A 21,248-nucleotide genomic window follows, 5' to 3' on the forward strand; every position below is an offset into this window, starting at 1 on the left:
CCCTGCTCCGAGATGTTCCTTGTATTTTGGGTATTACAAGCATTATCGTGAAACTGTGAATGTCTCCTACGCACTTATCGCAGACATCATCCGCTCGCGCGAGCTCCCTGATCGCAGGCGTGCTCAGCGCGTCATCCACGAGACTCTGGACCGAGCCGCTGAAGGGCTAGCGCTGACGCAACGCCCGTACGCCACGGTCGGCGATGAGCTGCAGGCGGTCTCGGCGACCCTCTCCGACGCACTCGCCCTCACTTTGCGCACGCACCTCCTCCTGCCTGAAGGCTTGGGCTTGCGCTTCGGTATCGGCGCCGGAACGATCTCCGAGATTGAGGGCGCGGCGGGAAGTAGTGCGGACGGCGCGTCGGTGCGTCTGATCCAGGACGGCTCGGCATGGTGGGCCGCACGCGAGGCCATTGAAAGGGCGCACCATCTCCAGGACGAGGGGAGGTCCTTCATTCACACCTGGCTGCGCATCCATCCGGATGCGGTTAGCGGATCCGGGGGGGAGCGGGGCGAGCATGAGAGGTTCGTCAACTCCATCCTCATCCTGCGTGACCAGGCGATATTCCGCTTTCAGCCCCGTCAGCGCCGCATTATGGCCGGACTCCTCATGGGAGTGACCCAGATTGAGATCGCCCGTCAGGAGAAGGTGAGTCAGCAAGCCGTCTCTGAATTCGCTCGTAGTGCCGGTTCCTCCTTGCTGGAGGTTCAAAAGCTTCTCGACGGGTTGGGTGGGGGAGGTGAAGGAGAGTGACGGCCCTACTCCTTCTTCTGCTTGCCTCCGCCTCCGTGGTTGATGGCTCCGGCCGGGTGGGTGGGAGGTTGTCCCGGATGCCCGTCAGGGTGAGGTTGCTGGTGGGAGTATCTGCAGTCGTTGCTCTTGGTGTCCTGGTCGGGTGGCCCGTTCTTCATCTTGGGGCGGGAGGCATCGTCGTCAGCGTCCTGGTAGCCACTGCGTGGCTGTGCTGCGATCTGGTTTCACGGGCCTGGTGGGAGAAGTCGTTGAGAGTCCGCCAGCGGGAGCGGGTGGGACAGGGAGCCTCCGAGGCCGGTGCGGATCAGCTGGAACCGCTTATCCGTCTTGCCTGCGCGGGGCTGTTGCTCCTCGCCGTGGTGCTCTGCGTCGTCGCGTCGCAGCCGCTTGGGTCTCGGGCTGCCAAGATGAGCGCCGTCGTCGGAGTTGTTGTCCTCCTGACTGTTCCCGCTAATCGAGTCGTCGCCGACATTCTTGCTGTTGCGCGCCACTCCACGCAGGGGAATGGGGAAGTTGTTGCTGCAGGTTGCGAGCCTTCACAGGAGAGCGGGAAGCAGGATGAGGCGGGGATCTCGATGCGCGGCGGTCGCTGGATCGGTCCGCTTGAGCGAATCCTCATTCTCCTGCTCGCCTCCGTTGAGGCGCCCGCTGCTATCGCCGCAATTGTTGCCGCCAAGGGTGTGATCCGATTTCCTGAGATCAGTCAGGACAAAGCGGGGCAGAAGGCTGAGGAGTTCCTCATCGGCTCCTTCGCCTCCTGGATCCTGGCGGTCTTGGGTGCTGTGGTCATTCACCTAGCCTGAGTCACGTCGGGGAGGGGGTGGGGTTGGGTGAGCGGGTTCGGGTAGGTGGGGTCGGGTCGACCTGAGCCGGCCCGCTCGGACCGAGCACCCTAAACCGGATCGCCCGAGCCGAGCGCCTCGAACCCGCATCCCTGAACTGGTCCGCCCGCACCTGCTCACCCGAACCAGCTCTCCCGACCCCATATCCCCGCACCCAACCCTCCCGATCAGTACAACTAGGCCGCCCGGACCCGAGTTCCCGGACCGGCTTACCCAAACCGGTTGGCTGGTTCGGGTGGGCTGGTTTGGGGTGTGGGTGTGAGTCCTGGCTGCGAGGACTGTCCCGTCTTCGCGAACCCTCGGCCAGGCAGGTCGGCGTCCTGGTTTTCGTTGCTGTGTCGGTGATTCTGGGTGGCTGCTTCAGCGTGCGGGGAGCGGAGGATCGGACTATACTGTACATATGTTCGAAGGTGGTGTGCTTCCTCGTGTCCCGGCCGGTGGTCCGGCCGGGGCGCTGGGCGCGCCCGTCGAGGACGTGGCGTCGGAGCCTTCGATCTCGTCGGAGGACGTGGCGGGCCTGCTGGGGTCCTTGACCGCCGGTGCCGAGCTGGCCGGTGTGGTGGAGGGGCTGCTGGCCCGCCTGCTGGTGTCCGCCCAGAACCACAACCACGACGACAGCGACGGTGGCGGCGATGGAAGTGGTGACGGTGAGGACTCCGCCGCTGATGGTGATGCGGTGCCGGCCCTGCTCACCAGCGAGTCCGGCGGTGATGCGAGTGGTGAGGATGCCTTGGTGGCTGGTGCTGAGGGACACAGGGTCGTGTCTCTGGAGGAGGTCGGCGGCACTGGGTTGCTTGGTCTGGGGGCGCGGGGTCTGGGGGAGCTGGCGGCGGCCTGTCACCGGCTGGCGGCCTGGGCTACGTGGGGCGAGTCCCTGGCGGCGGCGTGCCTGACCGGGTGCGCCGAGTTGTCGACCCATCCCGGCCAGTGGGGGCCAGACGGTCAGGTCTCGGAGGTGGTGGGCTATGAGGAGCGCAGGTTCAACGCCACCTGCCTGCTCTCGGCCCGCCTGGGCGTCTCGCGGAGCCGGGCCGAGCAGATCATCGATCACGGCAGCGCCCTGATGAACATGGGTTTCGGTCCCACTGAGGCCATGGAGCGGTGCGGGGTGCTGGATGCAGCCAAGGCGTCGCTGGTGACTCGCCGCCTGGGAGACGTGCCGGCCCCGGTGGCGCTGGCCGTTCAGGAGCGGGTGCTGCCTCAGGCGCCCAGGCGCAGCGTGTCCCAGGTAGGGCGCGACATTGAGCGGGCCCTGATGGAGACAGACCCCACTGGGCATGCCGAGCGCGTCCGGGTCAACCAGGAGCGGCGGTGCGTGTCGCGCCCCCGGCCCGCCGGTGAAGGCATGTCCCAGGTCCGCCTGCTGCTGCCGACCATGGACGCCCTGCTGCTGGACGCCACCTTGGACGCGATCGCCGCATCAGCCCGGGCAGCCGGCGAGCAGCGCACCCCGGCCCAGCTGCGCGCCGACGCGCTGGGCGCGATGACCCTGTCCACACTACGCACCAGCCAACAGACCGCCTTCGCCCAGCCTTCCCCGAAGAAAGCCGAGCATGGTGGCCAGGCCCAGGCTGAGGTTAATGGTTCCGGAGCGGCTGTCCCGGCACGGTTGCTGCCTGACGGGGTGCCTCTGGAAGGGCTCTTGGGGGCCTTGAGCTCCCTGGTGGGGTCCGCCAGCCCGTGGTGGACACCCTCAGGAACCGGCCACCTCCCCCTCCCCAAGAACATCCATGTCGACGTCCAGGTCACCGTCCCCCTAAGCAGCCTGGTTGGTCTGGCTCCACCCGACGACGGCCCCACCGGCAGCGACGATCCAGGAGACGGAGGCCCCGGCAAGAGCGCCGCCGCCACGCCTGATCCTCTCAGCGGTGCAGCATCCCCAGGCGGCAGGAGAAGCCTGCCCACCACCGGCGCCAGGAGTCTGCCCAGTTCCAGTGGGAGGAGTCTGCCTGGTTCTAGCGGGGGAAGTCTGCCTGAACCCGCCCCAGCTGCTCCCGCCACCTTGTTCTCCGCTGCTCACGCTTCCCAGCCCGCCGCGTCGTGCTCCGCTGCTTCCGTCTCCCAGTCCGCTGCCTCGCTCCCCGCCTCGTTGTCCGCCACGCCGGCTGAGGTCGCGGAGGTGCGCATCGGGGCGCGCAGCGCGGCGGTGCCGGCCCTGACTGCCTGGGCCCTGGCCACCGGCGGGACCTGGAGGCGCCTGGTCACCGACCCGGTGGGCGGCACCGTCGTGGACGTGGGCCGCACCAGGTACCGTCCCCCTGCCGGCCTGGCCGACCTGGTACGCGCCCGCGACCGGGCCTGCGTCTTCCCCACCTGCCAGACCCCCGCCGAACGGTGCGACATCGACCACCTCACCGCCTGGAGCCAGGGCGGGACCACCAGCCTGGACAACCTCGTGGTCCTGTGCGAGGCCCACCACCGCCTCAAGCAAACCCCCGGATGGGCACTCACCAAAGACCAGACCACCGGGACCCTGTCCTGGCACACCCCCGACAAGACCGTCTACCAGCGCCACCCAGACGGCACCATCAACCGCCTGCCCCGCAAGACCGGCCCCCACCAGCACCACGTCCCCGGCGCCGTCGTCCCAGCCGACCTGAGCAAGCAGATCGGCCCCGACCTCATCGACCGACTCAACACCGCCCTCAACCACACCCAGCCCAGCAACGGCGGTGCCCGCCTCGTGACCCGCGGCCCCCAACCCGGCCACAAACCCGGAGCCTACGAGACCACCCCCTACCCCCAGGCCGCCCACACCCTCCAACTCGCACCCCTCATCGACCAAGTCCCGCCCTTCTAACGCTCCAGGTGCCACTGATAGTCATGACCAGCCGACATCGCTATGCCGAGCTGCACGCCCACTCCGCATACTCCTTCCTCGACGGAGCCAACGAACCCGATGACCTGGCATCGGCTGCCGTTGAGCTCGGTCTGGAGGCCCTCGCCCTCACCGATCACGATGGTGTTCCCGGCATCGTCAAGCATGCTCAGGCGGGTCGTGCCCACGGCCTGCCTACTGTTCACGGCACCGAGCTCACCCTTGCCGACGGCTCCCACCTGCCCGTCCTGGCCCGCAGCCCCGTCGGCTACCACCGACTGGTCTCGGCCATCTCACAGCACAACCTGGATGCCGGAGAACGCCGAGAACCCGCCCATGACCTGCCCACTCTCGCCTCGGCCCTTCGCGCCGCCCCCACCAGCCATACCGGGGGAGCCTGCGGAACCTGCCTCGTCCTCACTGGCACCTCCAACGGTCCTCTGCGCCGAGCCCTGGGAGACCCCCACCGGCCCGGAACCTGGGACCTGGCGGCGGCAGATGCCTGCCTGGGTCGCCTTACCGAGCTCTTCGCCGCTCCCGACCGTGGCCGCCCAACCAGCACCACCACCGGTGACACACAGGTGGAGGGAGACGCCGCTGTGGGGCTGGCCGTCGAGATCACCCTGGATGGGGGCCCCACCGACGCCGCCCTCACCGAGACCCTGACCCGACTGGCTCACGCTCACCGGCTTCCCCTCGTGGCTACCGGCGCGGTGCGCTGCGCCCGCCCCACCGACGCCCGCCTCGCCGACGTCCTCACCGCCACCCGGCTGGTCACCGACCTGGAAGGAGCACGCGGTCACCTGCCCGCCATCGGCCGCTGGCTACGAGGGGCCCAGGACATGGCGCTGCTCCACCGGCGCAGTCCCGGAGCCGTCGACCTGGCCGCCGAGCTCGCCGCAGACCTCGCCTTCGACCTGTCCCTCATCGCCCCCGACCTCCCCGACGCCGATGTCCCGGAGGGCCACACACCTGCCAGCTGGTTGCGTGAGCTCACCCGCCAAGGCGCCACCCGCCGCTACGGCACCCCGCAGGAGCACCCCCGGGCCTGGGAGGTGCTCAACCACGAGCTCGAGGTCATCGAGTCCCTGGGATTCCCCGGCTACTTCCTCATCGTGCACGCCATCGTCGAGTTCTGCGCACAGTCGGGAATCCTGTGCCAGGGGAGAGGCTCGGCGGCCAACTCCGCAGTCTGCTACGCCCTGGGCATCACAGCCGTCGACGCCGTCAGGCACCAGATGCTCTTCGAGCGCTTCCTGTCCCCAGGGCGAGCCGGCTACCCAGACATCGACCTCGACATCGAGGCCTGCCGCCGCGAAGAGGTCATCCAGCACGTCTACTCCCGATACGGCAGAGAACGTGCCGCCCAGGTCGCCAACGTCATCTCCTACCGCCCCCGATCCGCAGTCCGCGACGCCGCCCGAGCCCTCGGCCACCCCGCCGGCGTGCAGGACGCCTGGGCCAAACAGATGGAGCGGTGGACCTCGGTGCGCCCCGGAGGACTGACCGGGCAGAGCGACGAGGTCCCCGAGCCAGTCCTCGACATCGCGGAGAAGCTGCTGCGACTGCCCCGCCACCTGGGGGTCCACCCCGGAGGCATGGTCCTGTGCGGCCGCCCTGTCACCGAGGTCTGCCCGGTGCGCTGGGCCGCCATGGACAACCGCTCGGTCCTCCAGTGGGACAAGGACGACTGCGCCGAGGCCGGCCTGGTCAAGTTCGACCTCCTGGGCCTGGGGGCGCTCACCGCACTGCGACTGGCCTTCACCACACTGGCACAGCGGGGACAGACCGTTCCCGACTCCGTGACGGAAGGAGAGCTGCGCACCTCCCAGTCCGGCCGTCCCTGGGGGCTGCACACCCTGCCCGAGGAGGACCCGGCCGTCTACCGGCTGCTCACGGCCGCGGACACGGTCGGGGTCTTCCAGGTCGAGTCGCGTGCCCAGATGGCCACCCTGCCCCGACTCCGCCCCCAGACCTTCTACGACATCGTCGTCGAGGTCGCCCTCATCCGCCCCGGCCCCATCCAGGGCGACGCCGTCAGCCCCTACATCCGCCGCCGGCTGAAGCGCGAGGAGGTCACCTACCTGCATGAGTCCCTCAAGCCCGCCCTGACCAAGACTCTGGGAGTGCCGCTCTTCCAGGAGCAGCTCATGCAGATCGCCGTCGACGCTGCGGGGTTCAGCCCCGCCGAGGCCGACACCCTGCGTCAGGCCATGGGAGCCAAACGATCCATCGAGCGCATGGACGCCCTCCGCGACAAGCTCGTGGCCGGAATGAGGTCCCGGGGCATCGACGCACCCACCGCGGAGACGATCTACAGCAAGCTGAGGTCTTTCGCCGAGTTCGGCTTCCCAGAGTCCCACGCCTTCTCCTTCGCCTACCTGGTCTACGCCTCGGCCTGGCTCAAGGCACGCAAGCCTGAGGACTTCTATGCCGGGGTCCTGGCCGCCCAGCCCATGGGCTTCTGGTCCCCGCAGTCCCTGGTTGCCGACGCTCGCCGTCACGGTGTGCGCGTCCTGCCTGCGGACGTCAACCGCTCACTGGCTCAGGCCACCGTCGAGCGGAGGGAGGACCACCGGGATACCGGCGGATCAGACCAGTGGGAGCCGTTGAGGCCCCATCCTGCTGCCCCGTCTGCTCTGGACGTCCACGACGACCTCGCAGTGAGCCTGGGCCTGGCCCCGATCAAGGGGCTGGGGGAGCGGGCCGCGCAGGCCATCGTCACCGAGCGCTGTGCTCACGGCCCCTACCGGGACCTGGCTGATCTTGCGCGACGCGTGAGTCTGAGCCGCTCCCGCCTTGAGTCACTGGCCGTCTCAGGAGCCCTGGACAGTCTAGGTGTGGAGCGCCGTCAGGCCCTGTGGGCCGCCGGAGTCCTCTCCGATGAGCACGGCCGACGTCGTGGCGCCTCCCGACAGGGGCGGGGCGCGTGGTGCCAGCCCACGCTTCCGGGAACTGCTGTCGGCGCCCAGGCCCCAACCTTGCCGACCATGACTGACCGCGAGCGCCAGGCCGCCGACCTGAGCCTGACCGGAGTGTCCACGCAGGGCTCGCCCCTGAGGCTGCTGCGCCCCTCACTGGCCGCCGACGGCGTGCTCAGCGCAGCCGACCTGGCGGATCAGGAGCATGGGAGCCGGGTGCGCGTCGCCGGCATCGTCACCCACCGGCAGCGCCCCCACACTGCTTCCGGCATGATCTTCCTCAACCTGGAGGACGAGACTGGTCTGCTCAACGTCGCCTGCCGAGCCGGTATGTGGCGCCGCTACCGCAGCATCGGCAGACGCGCCGTCGCTCTCATCGTGCGCGGCACCGTTGAGAAGGGTGACGGAGTCATCGCACTCATGGCCGATCGTCTCCAGGTCCTTCCCGGGGTCCCGGGTACCGGCAGCCGGGACTGGTGCTGAGAGCGGCGCCCCTCACTCCTTGCGGGAGGAGTAGGCGGGCAGCTCACCCGTGACCGGGGCGTCCTTGGTGTGCAGCTCGGAGTAGACGGACCAGAGCACACTGATCAGCGGGACCGCGACGATCGCGCCGAGCAGGCCGGCGGCGTAGGTCCCCAGGGCGACGCCGATGATCACCACCACAGGGTGCAGAGAGACCTGACGTCCCATGATGAGGGGCTGGAGGATGTGCCCCTCGATCTGGCCGATCCCGGCCACTCCCACGCCGACAACAATCATGGTGACGAAGCCCCCGGAGGCCAGGGCCACCACCATGGCCACAAGCATCGCCAGAGGTGCACCGATGATCGGGATGAAAGCACCGATGAACACAAGCACCGCCAGGGGGGCCGCCAACGGGATCCCTACCAGCTGGAGGAAGATCCCGGCCATGATGGCGTCGGTGAGCGCCACCAGCACGGTGCCGCGGGCGTAACCGGCGAAGGTGTACCAGCCGGCGCCCGCGGCCCGGTGGGTCGACTCCCGCATCGTGGCAGGCAGCTCGTTGAGGAACCAGCGCCACATCCTGCCCCCGGAGGCCAGGAAGAAGATCGTGACGAACAGTGCCAGGGCCAGGACCGTGAGCACATCAACGACCGCACTGGCGTTGGACAGCAGCTCCGAGGCCAGGGACGGGGCGTTGGACTGCAGATAGTGCTGCCCCTGGCGCAGCCAGAGCTGGAGCTGGTGATAGATCTGCTGCTGCGTCAGGTGCAACGGCCCCTTCTCCAGGAAGTCCATGATGGTGTTGAGGCCATCACCGAACTGGGATGCCAAGGAGCTCCACTGGCTGGTGACCGAGGTGACCACGTACGTGACCAGCCCGGCGATCGCACCGATGGTGGCGAGCAGCGCCAGGAAGGTCGCCGGGTATCGGGGCATGATCCTGGCGAAGAGGTTGACCATCGGCTGGAGGATCGAAGTGAACACCAGTGCCATGAACAGGCCGATGAAGACCGGGATCACCTGCGAGGTGGCATAGAAGACAAGGCCGATGACAATGATGATGCCCAGTCCCAGCCAGGCCCCCATGCCGCCTCGCACCAGCCAGGAGGGCAGGGAGTCCATGACTGAGGAACGGGTCGTGACCGTCTCGGGGAAGGAGACCGAGGGGGCCACGCGCACATGGGTGGTGGATACCGGGGGAGAGACCGGCCTGGTCGCCTCCTCCTCCGGGTCCGACTCCCAGTGCAACTGGTAGTCGCGGTCAGCCTGCCTGCGTCTCTCCGCCCAGTCGATCCCCCGGTCCAGCGCCGTACGGGCGCCCTTGAGCCGACTCAGCAGGCCACTGCTGCTGAGGATCTCTCGGGTGGACCTCTTCTCCGAGTCACGTTCTTGAGCCGTCTGGAGGGAGTCGGGGTTCTGGGAGGACTTGGGGACTTCGGCCGACGCGTCCTGAGTCGGTTCTTGTGACGGAGAGCTGTTTGTTGCCATGGGGTGAACGATCAGTCCTTCGCTGGATAACGGGCTGACGAAACACGTCCAGCCTACTAGCGTGGCCCCATGACCGCCCCGAATGTCGGCAATCCGACGCACCCCGCCGTGATGAACCAGATGCGTCTGCCCCGCTCCGCTGCGTTAGGGCCAGGACGGGGAGGGCAGCAGAGGCTTCTTATTGACGCCCCGGCCGGAGCGGCGGAGATCTACCTTCACGGCGCTACCGTGACCTCCTGGGTCCCGCGCGGCGCCTCAGAGATCATTTTCACCTCACGGCAGGCGGTCTTCGACGGCGCCACCGCCATCCGTGGAGGAATCCCCCTGTGCCTACCGGAGTTCGGCGTCGGCATCAACGGCGACGCCGTACCGAAGCACGGGTGGGCCCGCATCGCCCCCTGGCGGCTGCTAACGGTGACCGCCACCGACGGCGGCGGTGTCCGAGCTCTTCTCAGTGTCAGTCGTGACCGCCTGACAGCGCTCTACGAGGTCGAGGTCGGTGAGACTCTGCGCCTGGGACTTAGCCTGCGCAACGAGGGGACCGAGCCTCGCACGGTGGAGGCGGCCGCCCACACCTATCTCTCGGTCCACGACGTCACCGCCAGCCGCATCAGCGGGCTCGCAGGCGCCCCCTACAGTGACAACCTGGCTCGCAGTCCCCAGGAGGCCCGCCACGTCCAGGAAGGCGATGTGACGATCGGCGGCCCCGTGGACCGCATCTATGACTCCGCCGAGCCGATCACCGTCACTGATCCTGGGCATCAGCGCACCATCGGCATCGACAAGCGCAACGCGCCCTCAACGATCGTGTGGAACCCCTGGTCCACGTACAGCGCCCCGCTGCCGGACATGGCCGACGACGAGTTCCCTGCCATGGTGTGCGTCGAAAGCGGGGCGGTGCGAGAGCACGCACCCACCATCGAGCCCGGGGCGAGCTGGTCCATGCAGGTGACCTTGAGCGTCGAGAGCACCGCAGTGTGATGGGAAGCACTTGAACGTGGCTTGGTGGCCTCGGTGGCCGTCATGCTAAGTTTCTCTGCGTCGCCAGGGCGAGCTCCTGGCCAAGCCGCTGAAAGGCGGAGGAGACAGCACAAGTCCGAGTGGCGGAATAGGTAGACGCGCTAGCTTGAGGTGCTAGTGCCTTATTAAACGGGCGTGGGGGTTCAAGTCCCCCCTCGGACACCACCAATAGATGATCCCCGGAACCAGAAGGTTCCGGGGATCATGCGTTGTCCCTCAGGGAGCTTCGCCTAACTCCACTCAGGGCGGTAGAGGTCGGGGCGGGACTCCAAGCAGAAGAAGACCAGGAGCACTATTGAGCCGCCAGGAACGAAAGCGATGAGCAACCAGAGCCCCGACTTTCCATTGTCGTGCAGGCGCCGTACCGCGATGGCCAGGCTCGGGATGAATATAGCTATCGCATAGGCAAAGTAGAGAAGCATGACGACGATCATCCCGATACCGGTACCAGTCCCGACATCGTCTGAGGAACCACCCAACGCCCCACCAAGGCCAATGACCATGAACAGCAGGACGTAGAGGCCAAGTCCGATGAGACCGTTGAAGAGTACAACCCACCAGTACTCGGAGCGGGACGCATAGCCGCGGAACTGGGCGTAGCGCTGGAAGTAGCGCTTGACGGCCTCACCGAAGCTCGCGCCAGGCAGTGGGGCGATGTCGGGTGTCAGAGGCGGGGGCCCGAACTGTCCGAACTGGTTGGGTGCGCCGTAGGGGGCGGGGCCGCCGGGATAGGGCGTGGGACCGCCGTATGGTGCCTGGCCGCCGTAGGGTGCGGGGCCGGTTCCGTAGGACATGAATCCTCCATGTAAGACGGGGCAGGGAGTGACGGGCGCGGTCATGGCTGAGAGCACCCGGGCTGATGCGCTTTCTGGTGTCAGATCGGCATACGAGTCACAGCCTAAGGGCAGAGGGGAGGGCTCGTCACGTTGGCCCCTTCCAGGTGCGGTGGGAAGTACTCCCTATGTCGGGTCACAGGACACCCTCCTCGGTAGAGTGGGCCGTCATGCATTCCGCCACCCCACTGAGCAGTCCTCCTGATGCGCGGCGCAGTCCCGAGCTGTTACGTGCGCGCGCCGGGGTCTGTCTAGTGTTTCTGGCCAATGGCCTGGGATTCGCCAATTTGGTGCCGCGTTTCCCACAGATCGTGGCGACGCTGGGGCTGAGCAAGAGCGCCTTCGGGCAGGCGGTGGCCGCAGCCAGCGTCGGCGCTCTCGTGGCGGGGCTGGCCGCGTCATGGCTCATCTCCCGCCTGACCTCGGCCAAGGTCGCCAGCCTGGGCATGCTCGTGGTGGCCCTGGCTCTCCTTGGAGCGGGCCTGGCCCGTTCGTGGATCGTCCTGGCGGTCTGCCTGCTGGTCGTGGGCGGGACGGACTCCATTGTCGATGTCGCGCAGAACGCACACGGGCTGCGGGTTCAGCGCCGTTGGGGCACCTCCATCGTGACGAGCTTCCATGCCTCGTGGTCACTGGGGGCGGTCCTGGGAGCCGCCATGGGGCAGGCCATGGCGGGAGCCGGAGTGGGGTTGGGAACTCACATGGTGCTGACGGCGGTGGTGCTGCTCGTCCTCTCGATAGGCCCCCTGCTCGCCGGCTGGTTCCTGCCCGGCCACGACCGCGCTGATCGCGCCCCCGACCAGAACAAGGCGCTCGACGCTGGTGCCGAGGCGGGGCCGGTGGCCTCGGCTCGTCGCACCCGGCCGGTCACGGTACTCGTGCTCCTCGTCGTCGGGCTGCTGTGCGCCGCCTCGATGTTCCCTGAGGACGTCGCCATGAACTGGTCCTCCCTGCTCCTGTCGGAACAGGGCGCCGGCGCCGGTCGCGTCGGGCTGGGGCTGGTTGCCCTTCAAGGAACGATGATCGTGGGGCGTCTGGTGGGCGACCGCATCATCGACGCTGTCGGCCAGCGAGCCGTGATCGCCTCGGGCGGAGCGCTGGTCACCCTCGGAATGAGTGTCGCCCTCCTGGTCTCCTCCGTTCCCAGGACGCTGCTGGGGATGGCGATCTCCGGTGCGGGATGCGCCGTCGCCGTCCCCGTGACCTACTCCGCCGCCGACGACGTTGACGGGCTTCCTCCTGGACTGGGACTGACCATCGTGTCCTGGCTGGCCCGCCTGGCGGGCCTCCTGGCACCACCGGTCGTCGGCCGGCTGGCTGACGTTCACGGACTGTGGGTGGCTCTGGCCTACGGCCTACTGGGTGGCCTCATCATGGTCACCTGCTGGCCGGTCCTGCACCGTAGGCCCGCGAGGACTCAGAGCAGTCCTGCCTGATGGCGCAGCTCGCTGTCCTTCTTCTGAATCCACTGCCTGCCAATCACAACGGTGGCGAGTGCCGCAGCGATGACAACCAGTGCAAGGACCGAGTTCCATATCAGTGCGTGGGTGTGGGCCTCCTGCGAGGAGGAGCCGGTCGAGAACGTAGTCTGATTCAGCATCACAGAGGCGAATATGGCGAGAACAGCCACGACGAACTCAACCAGGAACACGATCGCAGCAAGGTTCCAGTAGCGCTCGCGCCGGCGCGCATCGCACCACGCGGGCAAGGAGGCGGTGTCGACATCCTCCCAGCCGATCTCTCGCGGCTCCTCCCCTCCGGGCATCGTGCTGGGATAAGACACGAGGAGACGGTCGCACCGCTTGGAGGTGTGGGAGACGATCGCGCCGAAGACGCTGACGCCGAAGAGCAGGGGAATGAGTGTGAGCTGCCCGGCCGCGATGAACAGTAGGAAGATCAAAAGCCCTACGAGCAGGAAGACTGAGGCGAAGACGGTCATGCCGGCCAGGGCGCGCCGCCCCTGCCTGACGCGCTTGGCGACGTCGTAGGCATCCGGCCATGGGGGACCCATGCGCCCGTCACGGGTGACGCTACGCGTGAGGGAGACTCCGTTCGGGTGAGTGATGAGATCCCGGCGCTGGCCCGCCTCAATGTCCAGGGGGCGTGATGAGCCGGGCTCCTGCCCCGCCAGCTGGGTCAGGGTCTGACGCAACAGCCCCCACTGCTCCTCGGCCACGAACCTCGGAGTGCGCAGGGCCCATGCGCCGCGAGCGCAGGTGACCGCGATGGCGAGTGTCACGAGGGCGAAGATGCTGGGAAGAACTGTGAAGACCTTCTGGATACCGGCGAAAGGATCGCCCGGGGGTGCGATGGAGGGGCTTCGGTGGAAGGAGATGGCGAGGTACAGGCCGATTCCCGCCAGTCCCAGTGAGGCGGCGGTCTGCAGCAGTCGCAGCAGCATGCCCCCACTGAGCTGAACGGACAGCGCCGCCGTGCCCGGGTCGTAGGCGGCGATGGCGTGGTCTACGGCTTGCCGCACCTGCTGCTCACTTGCGGCACTAGCCGGAATGGACAAACGTTCCTTGACGAGCGCAAGGCCGGTCGGAGACCCTAGGCCAGACTCGAAGCTCGGAATGTCATGGTGCTCCACGTAGCCGCGATGAGCTGAGTCGAAGGTGCTTCTCGTGTGCATGCTCTCCACACGGGCGGGGACCCGCTGCTCGACCGTGATGACATCGCCGCGTCTGCGTACTCGCACCGAGGGCAGCATCCAGCGGGGAACAGCGGGACCATGGCGGCGGCTCTCAGGCGTGGGGGCGGTAGTCACTCAGGCTCTTCTCGTTGGGGGACATCATCCTCGAGCATAGGCCCATGAAATGACCCGGGAGAGGAATTCGGGCGGCTCCTCACGAGTGAGGCGAGGCAGAGGCGTTAGCATCGGCCTCCATGGACTCCTTTGAGATGACCGTTGCTGCTGACGGCGACCTGCCCGCACTGGTCCTGTCGGTCCCGACCGGCGACGACCTCGACCGCATCACCGAGATCTGCCAGGACGCGGACATTCAGGAGTGGACCTTCGTCCCTCGCAACTATCAGCGCAGTGACGCGCAGTTCTTCGTCGAGCAGGTCGTGGCCAAGGGCTGGAGCGAGGGACGCGAGTTCACCTGGGCGATCCGCGAGGCCGATGCCGGTGCCTCTCCGGACCTAGTGGGCATGCTTGGCATCACCCTGAGTGGCCCTGAGAACGCTCGGACCGGCGAGGTCGGCTACTGGCTCGCTGCTGCGGCGCGCGGGCGCGGCACCATGACCCGTGCCGTCGCTGCCCTCATCGATACGGCCTTCGACCTGAACGGCCCCCTGGCCCTGTCCGCGCTGAGGTGGCGCTGCAACATCCACGAGACGAGCCACGGGCTGGTACCCAACTGGGCCTCCTGGAAGGTGGTCTGGTCCCTCGGCTTCCAGCGGGAAGGGCGAGTGCGCCGCTTCCTGCCCAATGACGGCCGGCTCCATGATGGCTGGATCGCCACCCTGCTGCCTGAGGACCCGCGTGAGCCGCGAGCTCCCTGGGACGGCCCCGTTGAGACAGACGACGTCCTTCCCCTGGTGGCTCACGACGGCGTCGGAGAGCGGGAGGGCGACGACCCCGAGGCCCTGGTGCGGCGCTTCCACCACGTCTACGGACTTCCCATCCAGACCGACGGCGCCAGTCTCGAGCGCGAGAGCCTCGACATGCGCATGAGTCTCATCGCCGAGGAGTTCTCCGAGCTCGTCGGCGCCGTCTACGGGCAGGCCGCACGCGCCGAGATCGAGTCGAGCTACCGCCGCGCCGTGGCCGCCGACGACGGCGCTCGCGACACCGTCGAGACCGCCGACGCCCTGGCGGACCTCATCTACGTCATCTATGGCATGGCCCTGGAGACCGGGATCGACCTGGCATCCGTGCTCGCTGAGGTGCAGCGCTCCAACATGTCCAAGCTGGGTGCCGACGGCAAGCCGGTCTACCGCGAGGACGGCAAAGTCCTCAAGGGGCCGGACTACTTCCCTCCGAACGTGGAGGCTGTGCTGCGCAGTCGCCGCCTGCGCTGAGAAGAGACCGCCGACACAACTATAACTATACTGTACGTAAAGTACAGTTCTGGGTGTGACTCGTACTCCTGGACTTCGCGCCTGGGCGGCCCTGGGCGTCCTGACCCTGGCCGTGACCCTGCTGGCCATCGACTCCACGGTGCTGGCCCTGGCCATCCCCTCGCTGAGTGCGGACCTGAGCCCAACGGCCAGCCAGTTGCTGTGGATCGGTGACATCTACTCCTTCACCCTGGCCGGTTTGCTGGCCACCATGGGCAATGTCGCCGACCGCATCGGTCGGCGCCGCCTCCTGCTCATCGGGACGCTCGGCTTCGGAGCGGCCAGTATCATGGCGGCCTTCGCGCCCAGCGCGGGAGCCCTCATCGCCGCTCGAGCCCTTCTGGGCGTCGGAGGCGCCACGATCATGCCCTCCACCCTGTCCCTCATCCGCAACATCTTCCCCGACGCCCGCCACCGCACCACCGCCATCGCCATCTGGTCGGCTGGCAGCTCGGGTGGCACTGCCCTGGGACCCCTGGTCGGTGGAGTCCTGCTCGAACGCTTCTGGTGGGGCAGCGTCTTCCTCATTAACGTTCCCGTCATGGCGGCCGTCATCGTCACGGGCCTGTGGGTCCTACCGGAGTCCAAGAACGACCAGGGAGCTCCGGTGGACCTGGTCTCCGCGGTCCTGTCGGTCCTGGCCATTGTGCCGATCACCTACGCCGTCAAGTCCTTCGCGCACGACGGCCTCACCGTCATTGCAGTGGCAGCACTGGCGGGCGGCCTGGCCGCCGGATGGCTGTTCATCAGGCGTCAGCGCACGCTGGCCACGCCGCTGATCGACGTCGAGCTCTTCAGACGACCCGCATTCACCTGGGCGATTGCGGCCACAGTCCTGGCGATCTTTGCGTTGGCCGGCCTGCTGTACTTCTTCTCCCAGTACCTCCAGCTCGTTCGGGGCTACTCCACGCTCCGAGCGGGCCTGACCGAGCTGCCCACATCGCTGGCCTCCCTCGTCGTCGTCGTGGTCGTCACCGCGGTGGTGCGCCGGCTCGGCAATGGCCGGGCGCTCGGAAGCGGCCTGCTCATGGCCGCGGTGGGACTGATTGTGGTCGCGCTGGGGGAGTCCTACGGTGGAATCGTCGTGATCTGCGCCGGCCTGCTCATCATCGGCGCAGGCATCGGCCTGGCCTTCACGGTCTCCACCGGAGCAGTCCTGGGGGCGGTGCCGGCGGACCGGGCAGGAGCGGCCTCGGCCATCTCCGAAACCGGTCTTGAGCTGGGCGTCGCCCTGGGCATCGCGATGCTCGGTACGATTCAGGATGTCGGCTACCGGCTGCTGCTCGGGCGGGTTCCCTCGGGACTTCCGGGGCGCGTGGCCGAGGCCGCCGAGCAGTCCCTGGCCACCCTGGCGGGTGCCATCGACCCGGGCGACCCCGGGCAGGCCGAGCTGATGGTTCAGGCCCGAGAGGCGTTCACTCACGCCATGCAGGCCACGGCGATCATCGCCGCCGTCATCCTCCTGGGCGCGGGCGTCATGGCCGCACGTCATGTTCCGGCGACGAGTGAGGAGACTTCATGAGAACCTCGAAACGCGACCGCATCATCACTGGGGCGCTCGAGTTGGCCCACCGTGACGGCTTCGATGCCCTCACCTTCGACGCCCTGGCCGAGCACGTCGGACTGACCCGAGGCGGAGTGATCTACCACTTCCGCACCAAGACCGAGCTCTTGGAGGGTATCGCTGCGGCCTTCCAGGAGCGGTGGCGGGCTGCGGCGCTGGAAGCACTGGGCAAGCCGCTGGAGGAGGCGAGCCGGGCCGAGCGCATCGAGGCCCTGACGCGCTCCGTCCTCGACGGCGAGATCCTCCCTGGAGAGGTCAGTTTCATGCTCTCGGCCACGCCGGAGGCGGAGATGCTCAAGGAGACCTGGAACACGCTGCGCCGGGAGTGGCTGGGTGAGATCCGTGAGCTCAGTGCCATGCAACGCGTGGCGCTGCTGGCCGTGGACGGATGGTGGGCCAACCGCGCCTTCGACACTGACAGGCAGGGCCCCGATGAGCCCGCCATCGCCGACCTCATCGTGTCCCTGGCTCGCGGTGAGGCCGGCGATGGCGGACGGCAGTGACAGGCTCCTCTAGAAGCGGGGAATGTTACGCATGTTCGATGTCGCCATGCTCACGGCCTCACCCGCACCTCGATTAAGGACGATCTTGCTCATTGCTGTGGCGAAACCGATCAGCTGCTCACCCGTGATCTCTGGAGGAAGCGACAGAGCGTTGGGGTCGGTGATGACCTCGACCAGTGCTGGGCCATTGAAGTCGAAGGCCTTCTGAAAAGCTTTGCGCAAGTCTCGTGGATCGTCAACGCGTTCGGCATGGAAACCGATCGACTGTGCTACTCCGGCGTAGTTGACGTCGTGGACATCAGTGCCGAAGTCGGGCAGACCATTAACCAGCATCTCGAGCTTCACCATACCCAGGGTCGAGTTGTTGAAGACCACGACCTTGATCGGCAGGTTGTGCATACGGACGGTCACGAGTTCTCCCATGAGCATGGACAGGCCGCCGTCGCCGGACACGGATATCACCTGGCGATGGGGGTGGGAGACCTGTGCGCCGATGGCATGGGGGAGGGCGTTTGCCATGGATCCGTGCAGGAAGGAGCCGATGAGGCGGCGCGTACCCAGCGGGTCGATGTAGCGTGCGGTCCACACGTTGCACATTCCGGTGTCCGCAGTGAAGATCGCGTCCCTGGCGGCGACCTCGTTGAGCACGTGTGCGGCATACTCGGGGTGAATGGGTTTGATCCTGTCCGCCTTGCGCGTATAGGCGCCAATGGGTGCCTTCATGATCTTGGCATGCTTCTTGAGCTGAGCCTTGAGAAAAGCGTCGGAGCGGCGTTTCTTAATATGCGGAATGAGAGCCTCGATGAACGGGATGACGTCTGAGTGAATCGGGTGAGAGACGTCGGTGCGCCGCCCCAGCTTCTCAGCGTGATTGTCCACCTGGACCGTCACGGTGTCCGGTAGGAACTGATCGTAAGGGAAGTCGGTTCCCAGTAGGAGCAGTACGTCGGCATCCTTCATGCCCTCGGCGGCGGCCCCGTATCCCAGGAGGCCCGTCATACCGACGTCGTAGGGATTGTCATACTGGATGAAGTCCTTGCCGCGCAGCGAATGACCGATTGGTGCTTTGAGCAGGTCGGCCAGTGCGATGACTTCGTCATGAGCGCCCTTGACGCCGGCACCGGCGAAGATCGCCACCTTCCGGGATTTGTTGAGTAAGGCGGACACCTCGGCCACGTCAGCAGGGTTGGGCGACAGGGTGGCTGGTCTGGCCTTGGAATACTCAGGGATGGCGGCAGTGGCCTTCTCATCGGAGACATCTCCCGGCAATGAGATCACGCTCACGCCGCTCAGGCTGACAGCGTGGCGGATTGCGGCGTTGACGACACGAGGGGCCTGCTTGGGGGTGGAGATGAGCTCCGAGTAGACCGAGCACTCGTTGAACAGGCGATCCGGGTGGGTCTCCTGGAAGTAGGACTGGCCAATCTGAACGCTGGGGATATGCGAGGCGATCGCCAGCACCGGGGCACCCGAGCGCTGTGCGTCGTACAGGCCGTTAATCAGGTGAAGGTTGCCCGGACCGCAGGAGCCGGCGCACACGGAGAGCTCGCCGGTCAGCTGCGCCTCTGCTGCAGCAGCGAAGGCAGCGGCCTCCTCATGGCGTACATGGACCCAGTCGATCCCACCCTTGGCGGAACCGCCAGTCTTACGGACGGCGTTGACGATCGGATTGAGGGAGTCCCCTACGATGCCGTATATCCTGTGGACACCGGCATCGACAAGCTGGGCCACGAGCTGTTCTGCGACATTCATGCGTCTCTTCCTGGAGATCCTGGATTCGAGTGACCCCATCAGGCTACGCCCAGTGCGACCATAGTCCTAGAATTGATGGCCTGTTGTGAACGAGAAGACCATCAGTGCATGGCACGATGGGCCCATGAGCGAGACCACTGACGGCACTGACCTTCCGGAGTCGAACGTCTTCGCCAAGCCGTGGCCGCTCGACCTCGGCCTGCCCGGCTTCACGGCCGTGGACCACGCCGACATCGAACCGGCCATCCGTGCCGGGATGGCTGCTGAGCGCCGGGAGTGGGAGGCGATCGCCACCAACGAGGACCAGCCCACGATCGCCAACACCGTCGATGCTTTGGAGCGATCCGGTGAGCTGCTGGAGCGGGCGCTGACGGTGCTGGACGCTCTGACCTCCGCCACCGACTGCCCGGACCTCGACGAGCTCGAGGAGGCCCTGGCCCCTGAGCAGGCGGCCCACTCCGACGCCTATCACCTCGACTCCCGTCTTTACCGTCGCTTCAAGGTCCTCGATGAGATGGTGACCCAAGCCCCTGAGGGGCAGGCCGCGCGCGACGCCGACGGCACCGTCATCGACGCCGAGGCCGCCCGCCTCATCCGCCTGACCGTCGAGGAGTTCGAACGCAACGGCGTCGGCCTGGACGAGGCGGACACGCACAGGCTCAAGGAGATCAACGCCCGCGTCAACGCGCTCAAGACGCGCTTCTCCGTCCTGGTCACCGAGGCCATGCACGCCGCCGGGGTCACTAACGTCACGGTGCCGCCGGCCCTGGCCACCACCCGGCCCCACGGCGCCAGGCTCGCTCTGCTGGAGACGTCCGTGAGCCGAGGACTGGGGAAGCAGGACGCCCTCGGTGACACCCGCGGCATCGTTCTGGAGCTCGCCCGGCTGCGCGCCGAACGGGCCGCCCTCCTGGGCTTCCCGCACCACGCCGCCCTCGTGGCCGCGGAGTCGGCCGCTCGCACCACCGAGGCGGTCTCAGAGCTGCTCGGCCGACTCACTCCGCCGGCCATGGCCAACGCCCGCGCAGACGCGCGAGTCTATGCCGCCCGCATGGACCTCGACCCGCAGACCCAGGCCGGTGAGACCTTCGGGCCCGCCGACTGGCCCCTCTACGAGGCCGCTGAGCGCAAGGAGCGCTTCGGCGTCGACGACGAGGTCCTGGCCCCCTACCTGGAGCTGTGGAACGTGGTCACCAAGGGCGTCTTCTACGCCGCCAACCGCCTCTACGGCATCACCTTCCACGAGCGCGAGGACCTGGCAGAGCACATGTACGCCCCGGGCGTGAAGGTCTGGGAGGTGCGCGACGGCGAGGACTCCCAGGCGCCGGTCCTGGGCCTGTTCGTCGGCGACTACTACGCCCGGGCGGGCAAGTCCGGCGGTGCCTGGATGGACAGTCTCGTCACCGGCTCAACACTCACCGGCCGCAAACCAGTCGTCATTAACTGCTGCAATATCGAGCAGCCCACCTCCGGCCCGGCCCTGCTGACCTGGGACGAGGTCATCACCTGCTTCCATGAGTTCGGGCACGCTCTGCACGCCCTGCTCTCCCAGGCCCGTTACCCCTCGGCCTCCGGAACAGCCGTGCCCCGCGACGTCGTCGAGTTCCCCAGCCAACTCAACGAGAAGTGGGCGCTTCACCCCGAGGTGCTGGCCTCCTACGCGCGCCACGTGGACACTGGCGAGCCTCTCCCGCCTGAGCTCGCCGAGCAGCTGCGAGGCCAGGGCGCCTTCGGTCAGGGCTACGCCACCACCGAGTACCTGGGGGCGGCCCTGCTCGACCAGGCCTGGCACACCCTGCCCTCCGGCGAGGTCCCGACGCGCATTGATGAGGTGGAGGACTTCGAGCACCGGGCCCTGGCCCGGGCCGGAGTCGATGACGCGCTCGTGCCTCCCCGCTACCGCACCACCTACTTCTCCCACGTCTTCGCCGGGGGCTATAGCGCCGCCTACTACGCCTATATCTGGAGCGAGGTCATGGACGCCGATGCCGTCGAGTGGTTCACCACCGATGGTGCGATCGACGGCGACCTCGGCCTGAACCGCCAGGCCGGAGAGATCTTCCGCCGCGAGTTCCTCTCCCGCGGCGACTGTCGAGACCCTCTGGTCTCCTACCGCGCCTTCACCGGACGCGACCCCGGCATCCTGCCTCTTCTTCGACGTCGCGGACTGGCCTGATGGACGCAGTTCGCATCTTCACCCTCTCATCACCGGAAGGAACATAA

Annotated in this window: 14 protein-coding genes and 1 tRNA gene; 11 read left to right on the forward strand and 4 right to left on the reverse strand. The window is 67.3% G+C overall.

Translation table 11 applies throughout. From position 1 onward, the window contains the following. Positions 1-55 precede the first annotated feature (55 nt). The 4 genes from BKH20_RS01505 (at position 56) to BKH20_RS01520 (ending at position 7,818) form a co-directional block, all read left to right on the forward strand. Entirely contained in the window at positions 56-754 is a 699-nt protein-coding gene (locus BKH20_RS01505; RefSeq protein ID WP_075389659.1) for a SatD family protein, read from the forward strand. Continuing rightward, entirely contained in the window at positions 751-1,557 is an 807-nt protein-coding gene (locus BKH20_RS01510; RefSeq protein WP_075389660.1) for a hypothetical protein, read from the forward strand. Before BKH20_RS01505 ends, BKH20_RS01510 begins: the two co-directional genes overlap by 4 nt. Before the next feature lie 439 nt (positions 1,558-1,996). Next, positions 1,997-4,396 carry an HNH endonuclease gene (locus BKH20_RS01515; protein ID WP_075389661.1) on the forward strand — a complete coding sequence of 800 codons (2,400 nt, stop codon included), beginning with the start codon at positions 1,997-1,999 and terminating at the stop codon, positions 4,394-4,396. Between the two features lie 23 nt (positions 4,397-4,419). Further along, positions 4,420-7,818, forward strand: a complete 3,399-nt coding sequence (locus BKH20_RS01520) for an error-prone DNA polymerase (RefSeq protein ID WP_075389662.1) — start codon at positions 4,420-4,422, stop codon at positions 7,816-7,818. A gap of 12 nt (positions 7,819-7,830) precedes the next feature. Here BKH20_RS01520 and BKH20_RS01525 read toward each other — a convergent pair whose 3' ends face one another. Beyond that, positions 7,831-9,288, reverse strand: coding sequence for an AI-2E family transporter (locus BKH20_RS01525; RefSeq protein WP_070658996.1), 1,458 nt, complete (start codon positions 9,286-9,288; stop codon positions 7,831-7,833). A gap of 69 nt (positions 9,289-9,357) precedes the next feature. Between BKH20_RS01525 and BKH20_RS01530 the strand changes: the two genes are divergently transcribed. Continuing rightward, on the forward strand, positions 9,358-10,269 hold the full coding sequence (locus BKH20_RS01530) for a D-hexose-6-phosphate mutarotase (protein WP_075389663.1): 912 nt from the start codon (positions 9,358-9,360) through the stop codon (positions 10,267-10,269). Positions 10,270-10,382: 113 nt separating this feature from the next. Next, positions 10,383-10,473, forward strand: a tRNA-Leu gene (locus tag BKH20_RS01535). 65 nt (positions 10,474-10,538) lie between these two features. On the opposite strand, the gene BKH20_RS01540 is transcribed toward BKH20_RS01535, so the two are convergent. Beyond that, positions 10,539-11,102 carry a DUF805 domain-containing protein gene (locus BKH20_RS01540; RefSeq protein ID WP_075389664.1) on the reverse strand — a complete coding sequence of 188 codons (564 nt, stop codon included), beginning with the start codon at positions 11,100-11,102 and terminating at the stop codon, positions 10,539-10,541. A 209-nt stretch (positions 11,103-11,311) separates the two neighbouring features. On the opposite strand from BKH20_RS01540, the gene BKH20_RS01545 reads away from it, so the two are divergent. After that, a complete protein-coding gene (locus tag BKH20_RS01545) occupies positions 11,312-12,577 on the forward strand; it encodes an MFS transporter (protein ID WP_075389665.1) in 1,266 nt (421 codons plus the stop codon). Here BKH20_RS01545 and BKH20_RS01550 read toward each other — a convergent pair. Continuing rightward, positions 12,559-13,620 carry a hypothetical protein gene (locus BKH20_RS01550; protein ID WP_256692975.1) on the reverse strand — a complete coding sequence of 354 codons (1,062 nt, stop codon included), beginning with the start codon at positions 13,618-13,620 and terminating at the stop codon, positions 12,559-12,561. The two genes, BKH20_RS01545 and BKH20_RS01550, sit on opposite strands and share 19 nt — an antisense overlap. 407 nt (positions 13,621-14,027) lie before the next feature. Here BKH20_RS01550 and BKH20_RS01555 point away from each other — a divergent pair, with 407 nt between their 5' ends. The 3 genes from BKH20_RS01555 to BKH20_RS01565 are packed head-to-tail and all read left to right on the forward strand — an operon-like array spanning position 14,028 to position 17,273. Further along, positions 14,028-15,167: a bifunctional GNAT family N-acetyltransferase/nucleoside triphosphate pyrophosphohydrolase family protein gene (locus tag BKH20_RS01555; RefSeq protein ID WP_075389667.1), complete on the forward strand. Its 1,140-nt coding sequence runs from the start codon at positions 14,028-14,030 to the stop codon at positions 15,165-15,167. Positions 15,168-15,222: 55 nt separating this feature from the next. Continuing rightward, complete coding sequence (locus tag BKH20_RS01560) at positions 15,223-16,728, forward strand: MFS transporter (RefSeq protein WP_081381554.1); 1,506 nt, start codon at positions 15,223-15,225, stop codon at positions 16,726-16,728. After that, positions 16,725-17,273, forward strand: a complete 549-nt coding sequence (locus BKH20_RS01565; RefSeq protein ID WP_075389669.1) for a TetR/AcrR family transcriptional regulator — start codon at positions 16,725-16,727, stop codon at positions 17,271-17,273. The genes BKH20_RS01560 and BKH20_RS01565 overlap by 4 nt, the downstream gene beginning before the upstream one ends. 9 nt (positions 17,274-17,282) lie before the next feature. On the opposite strand, the gene BKH20_RS01570 is transcribed toward BKH20_RS01565, so the two are convergent. Beyond that, the gene (locus tag BKH20_RS01570) at positions 17,283-19,025 is read right to left on the reverse strand and encodes a pyruvate dehydrogenase (protein WP_075389670.1); all 1,743 of its coding nucleotides are present in this window, start codon (positions 19,023-19,025) and stop codon (positions 17,283-17,285) included. A 124-nt stretch (positions 19,026-19,149) separates the two neighbouring features. Here BKH20_RS01570 and BKH20_RS01575 point away from each other — a divergent pair, with 124 nt between their 5' ends. Next, positions 19,150-21,201: a M3 family metallopeptidase gene (locus tag BKH20_RS01575; RefSeq protein ID WP_075389745.1), complete on the forward strand. Its 2,052-nt coding sequence runs from the start codon at positions 19,150-19,152 to the stop codon at positions 21,199-21,201. Positions 21,202-21,248 lie beyond the last annotated feature (47 nt).

It is taken from the genome of Actinomyces oris (assembly GCF_001937445.1).
Lineage (GTDB): Bacteria > Actinomycetota > Actinomycetes > Actinomycetales > Actinomycetaceae > Actinomyces > Actinomyces acetigenes.

What these genes read in the sequence shown, in the direction of transcription:
- BKH20_RS01570 (WP_075389670.1), bottom strand. Translation starts at nt 19,025, where the DNA reads ATGAATGTCGCAGAACAGCTCGTGGCCCAGCTTGTCGATGCCGGTGTC.
- BKH20_RS01545 (WP_075389665.1), top strand. Translation starts at nt 11,312, where the DNA reads ATGCATTCCGCCACCCCACTGAGCAGTCCTCCTGATGCGCGGCGCAGT.
- BKH20_RS01540 (WP_075389664.1), bottom strand. Translation starts at nt 11,102, where the DNA reads ATGTCCTACGGAACCGGCCCCGCACCCTACGGCGGCCAGGCACCATAC.
- BKH20_RS01520 (WP_075389662.1), top strand. Translation starts at nt 4,420, where the DNA reads ATGACCAGCCGACATCGCTATGCCGAGCTGCACGCCCACTCCGCATAC.
- BKH20_RS01555 (WP_075389667.1), top strand. Translation starts at nt 14,028, where the DNA reads ATGGACTCCTTTGAGATGACCGTTGCTGCTGACGGCGACCTGCCCGCA.
- BKH20_RS01525 (WP_070658996.1), bottom strand. Translation starts at nt 9,288, where the DNA reads ATGGCAACAAACAGCTCTCCGTCACAAGAACCGACTCAGGACGCGTCG.
- BKH20_RS01515 (WP_075389661.1), top strand. Translation starts at nt 1,997, where the DNA reads ATGTTCGAAGGTGGTGTGCTTCCTCGTGTCCCGGCCGGTGGTCCGGCC.
- BKH20_RS01565 (WP_075389669.1), top strand. Translation starts at nt 16,725, where the DNA reads ATGAGAACCTCGAAACGCGACCGCATCATCACTGGGGCGCTCGAGTTG.
- BKH20_RS01575 (WP_075389745.1), top strand. Translation starts at nt 19,150, where the DNA reads ATGAGCGAGACCACTGACGGCACTGACCTTCCGGAGTCGAACGTCTTC.
- BKH20_RS01530 (WP_075389663.1), top strand. Translation starts at nt 9,358, where the DNA reads ATGACCGCCCCGAATGTCGGCAATCCGACGCACCCCGCCGTGATGAAC.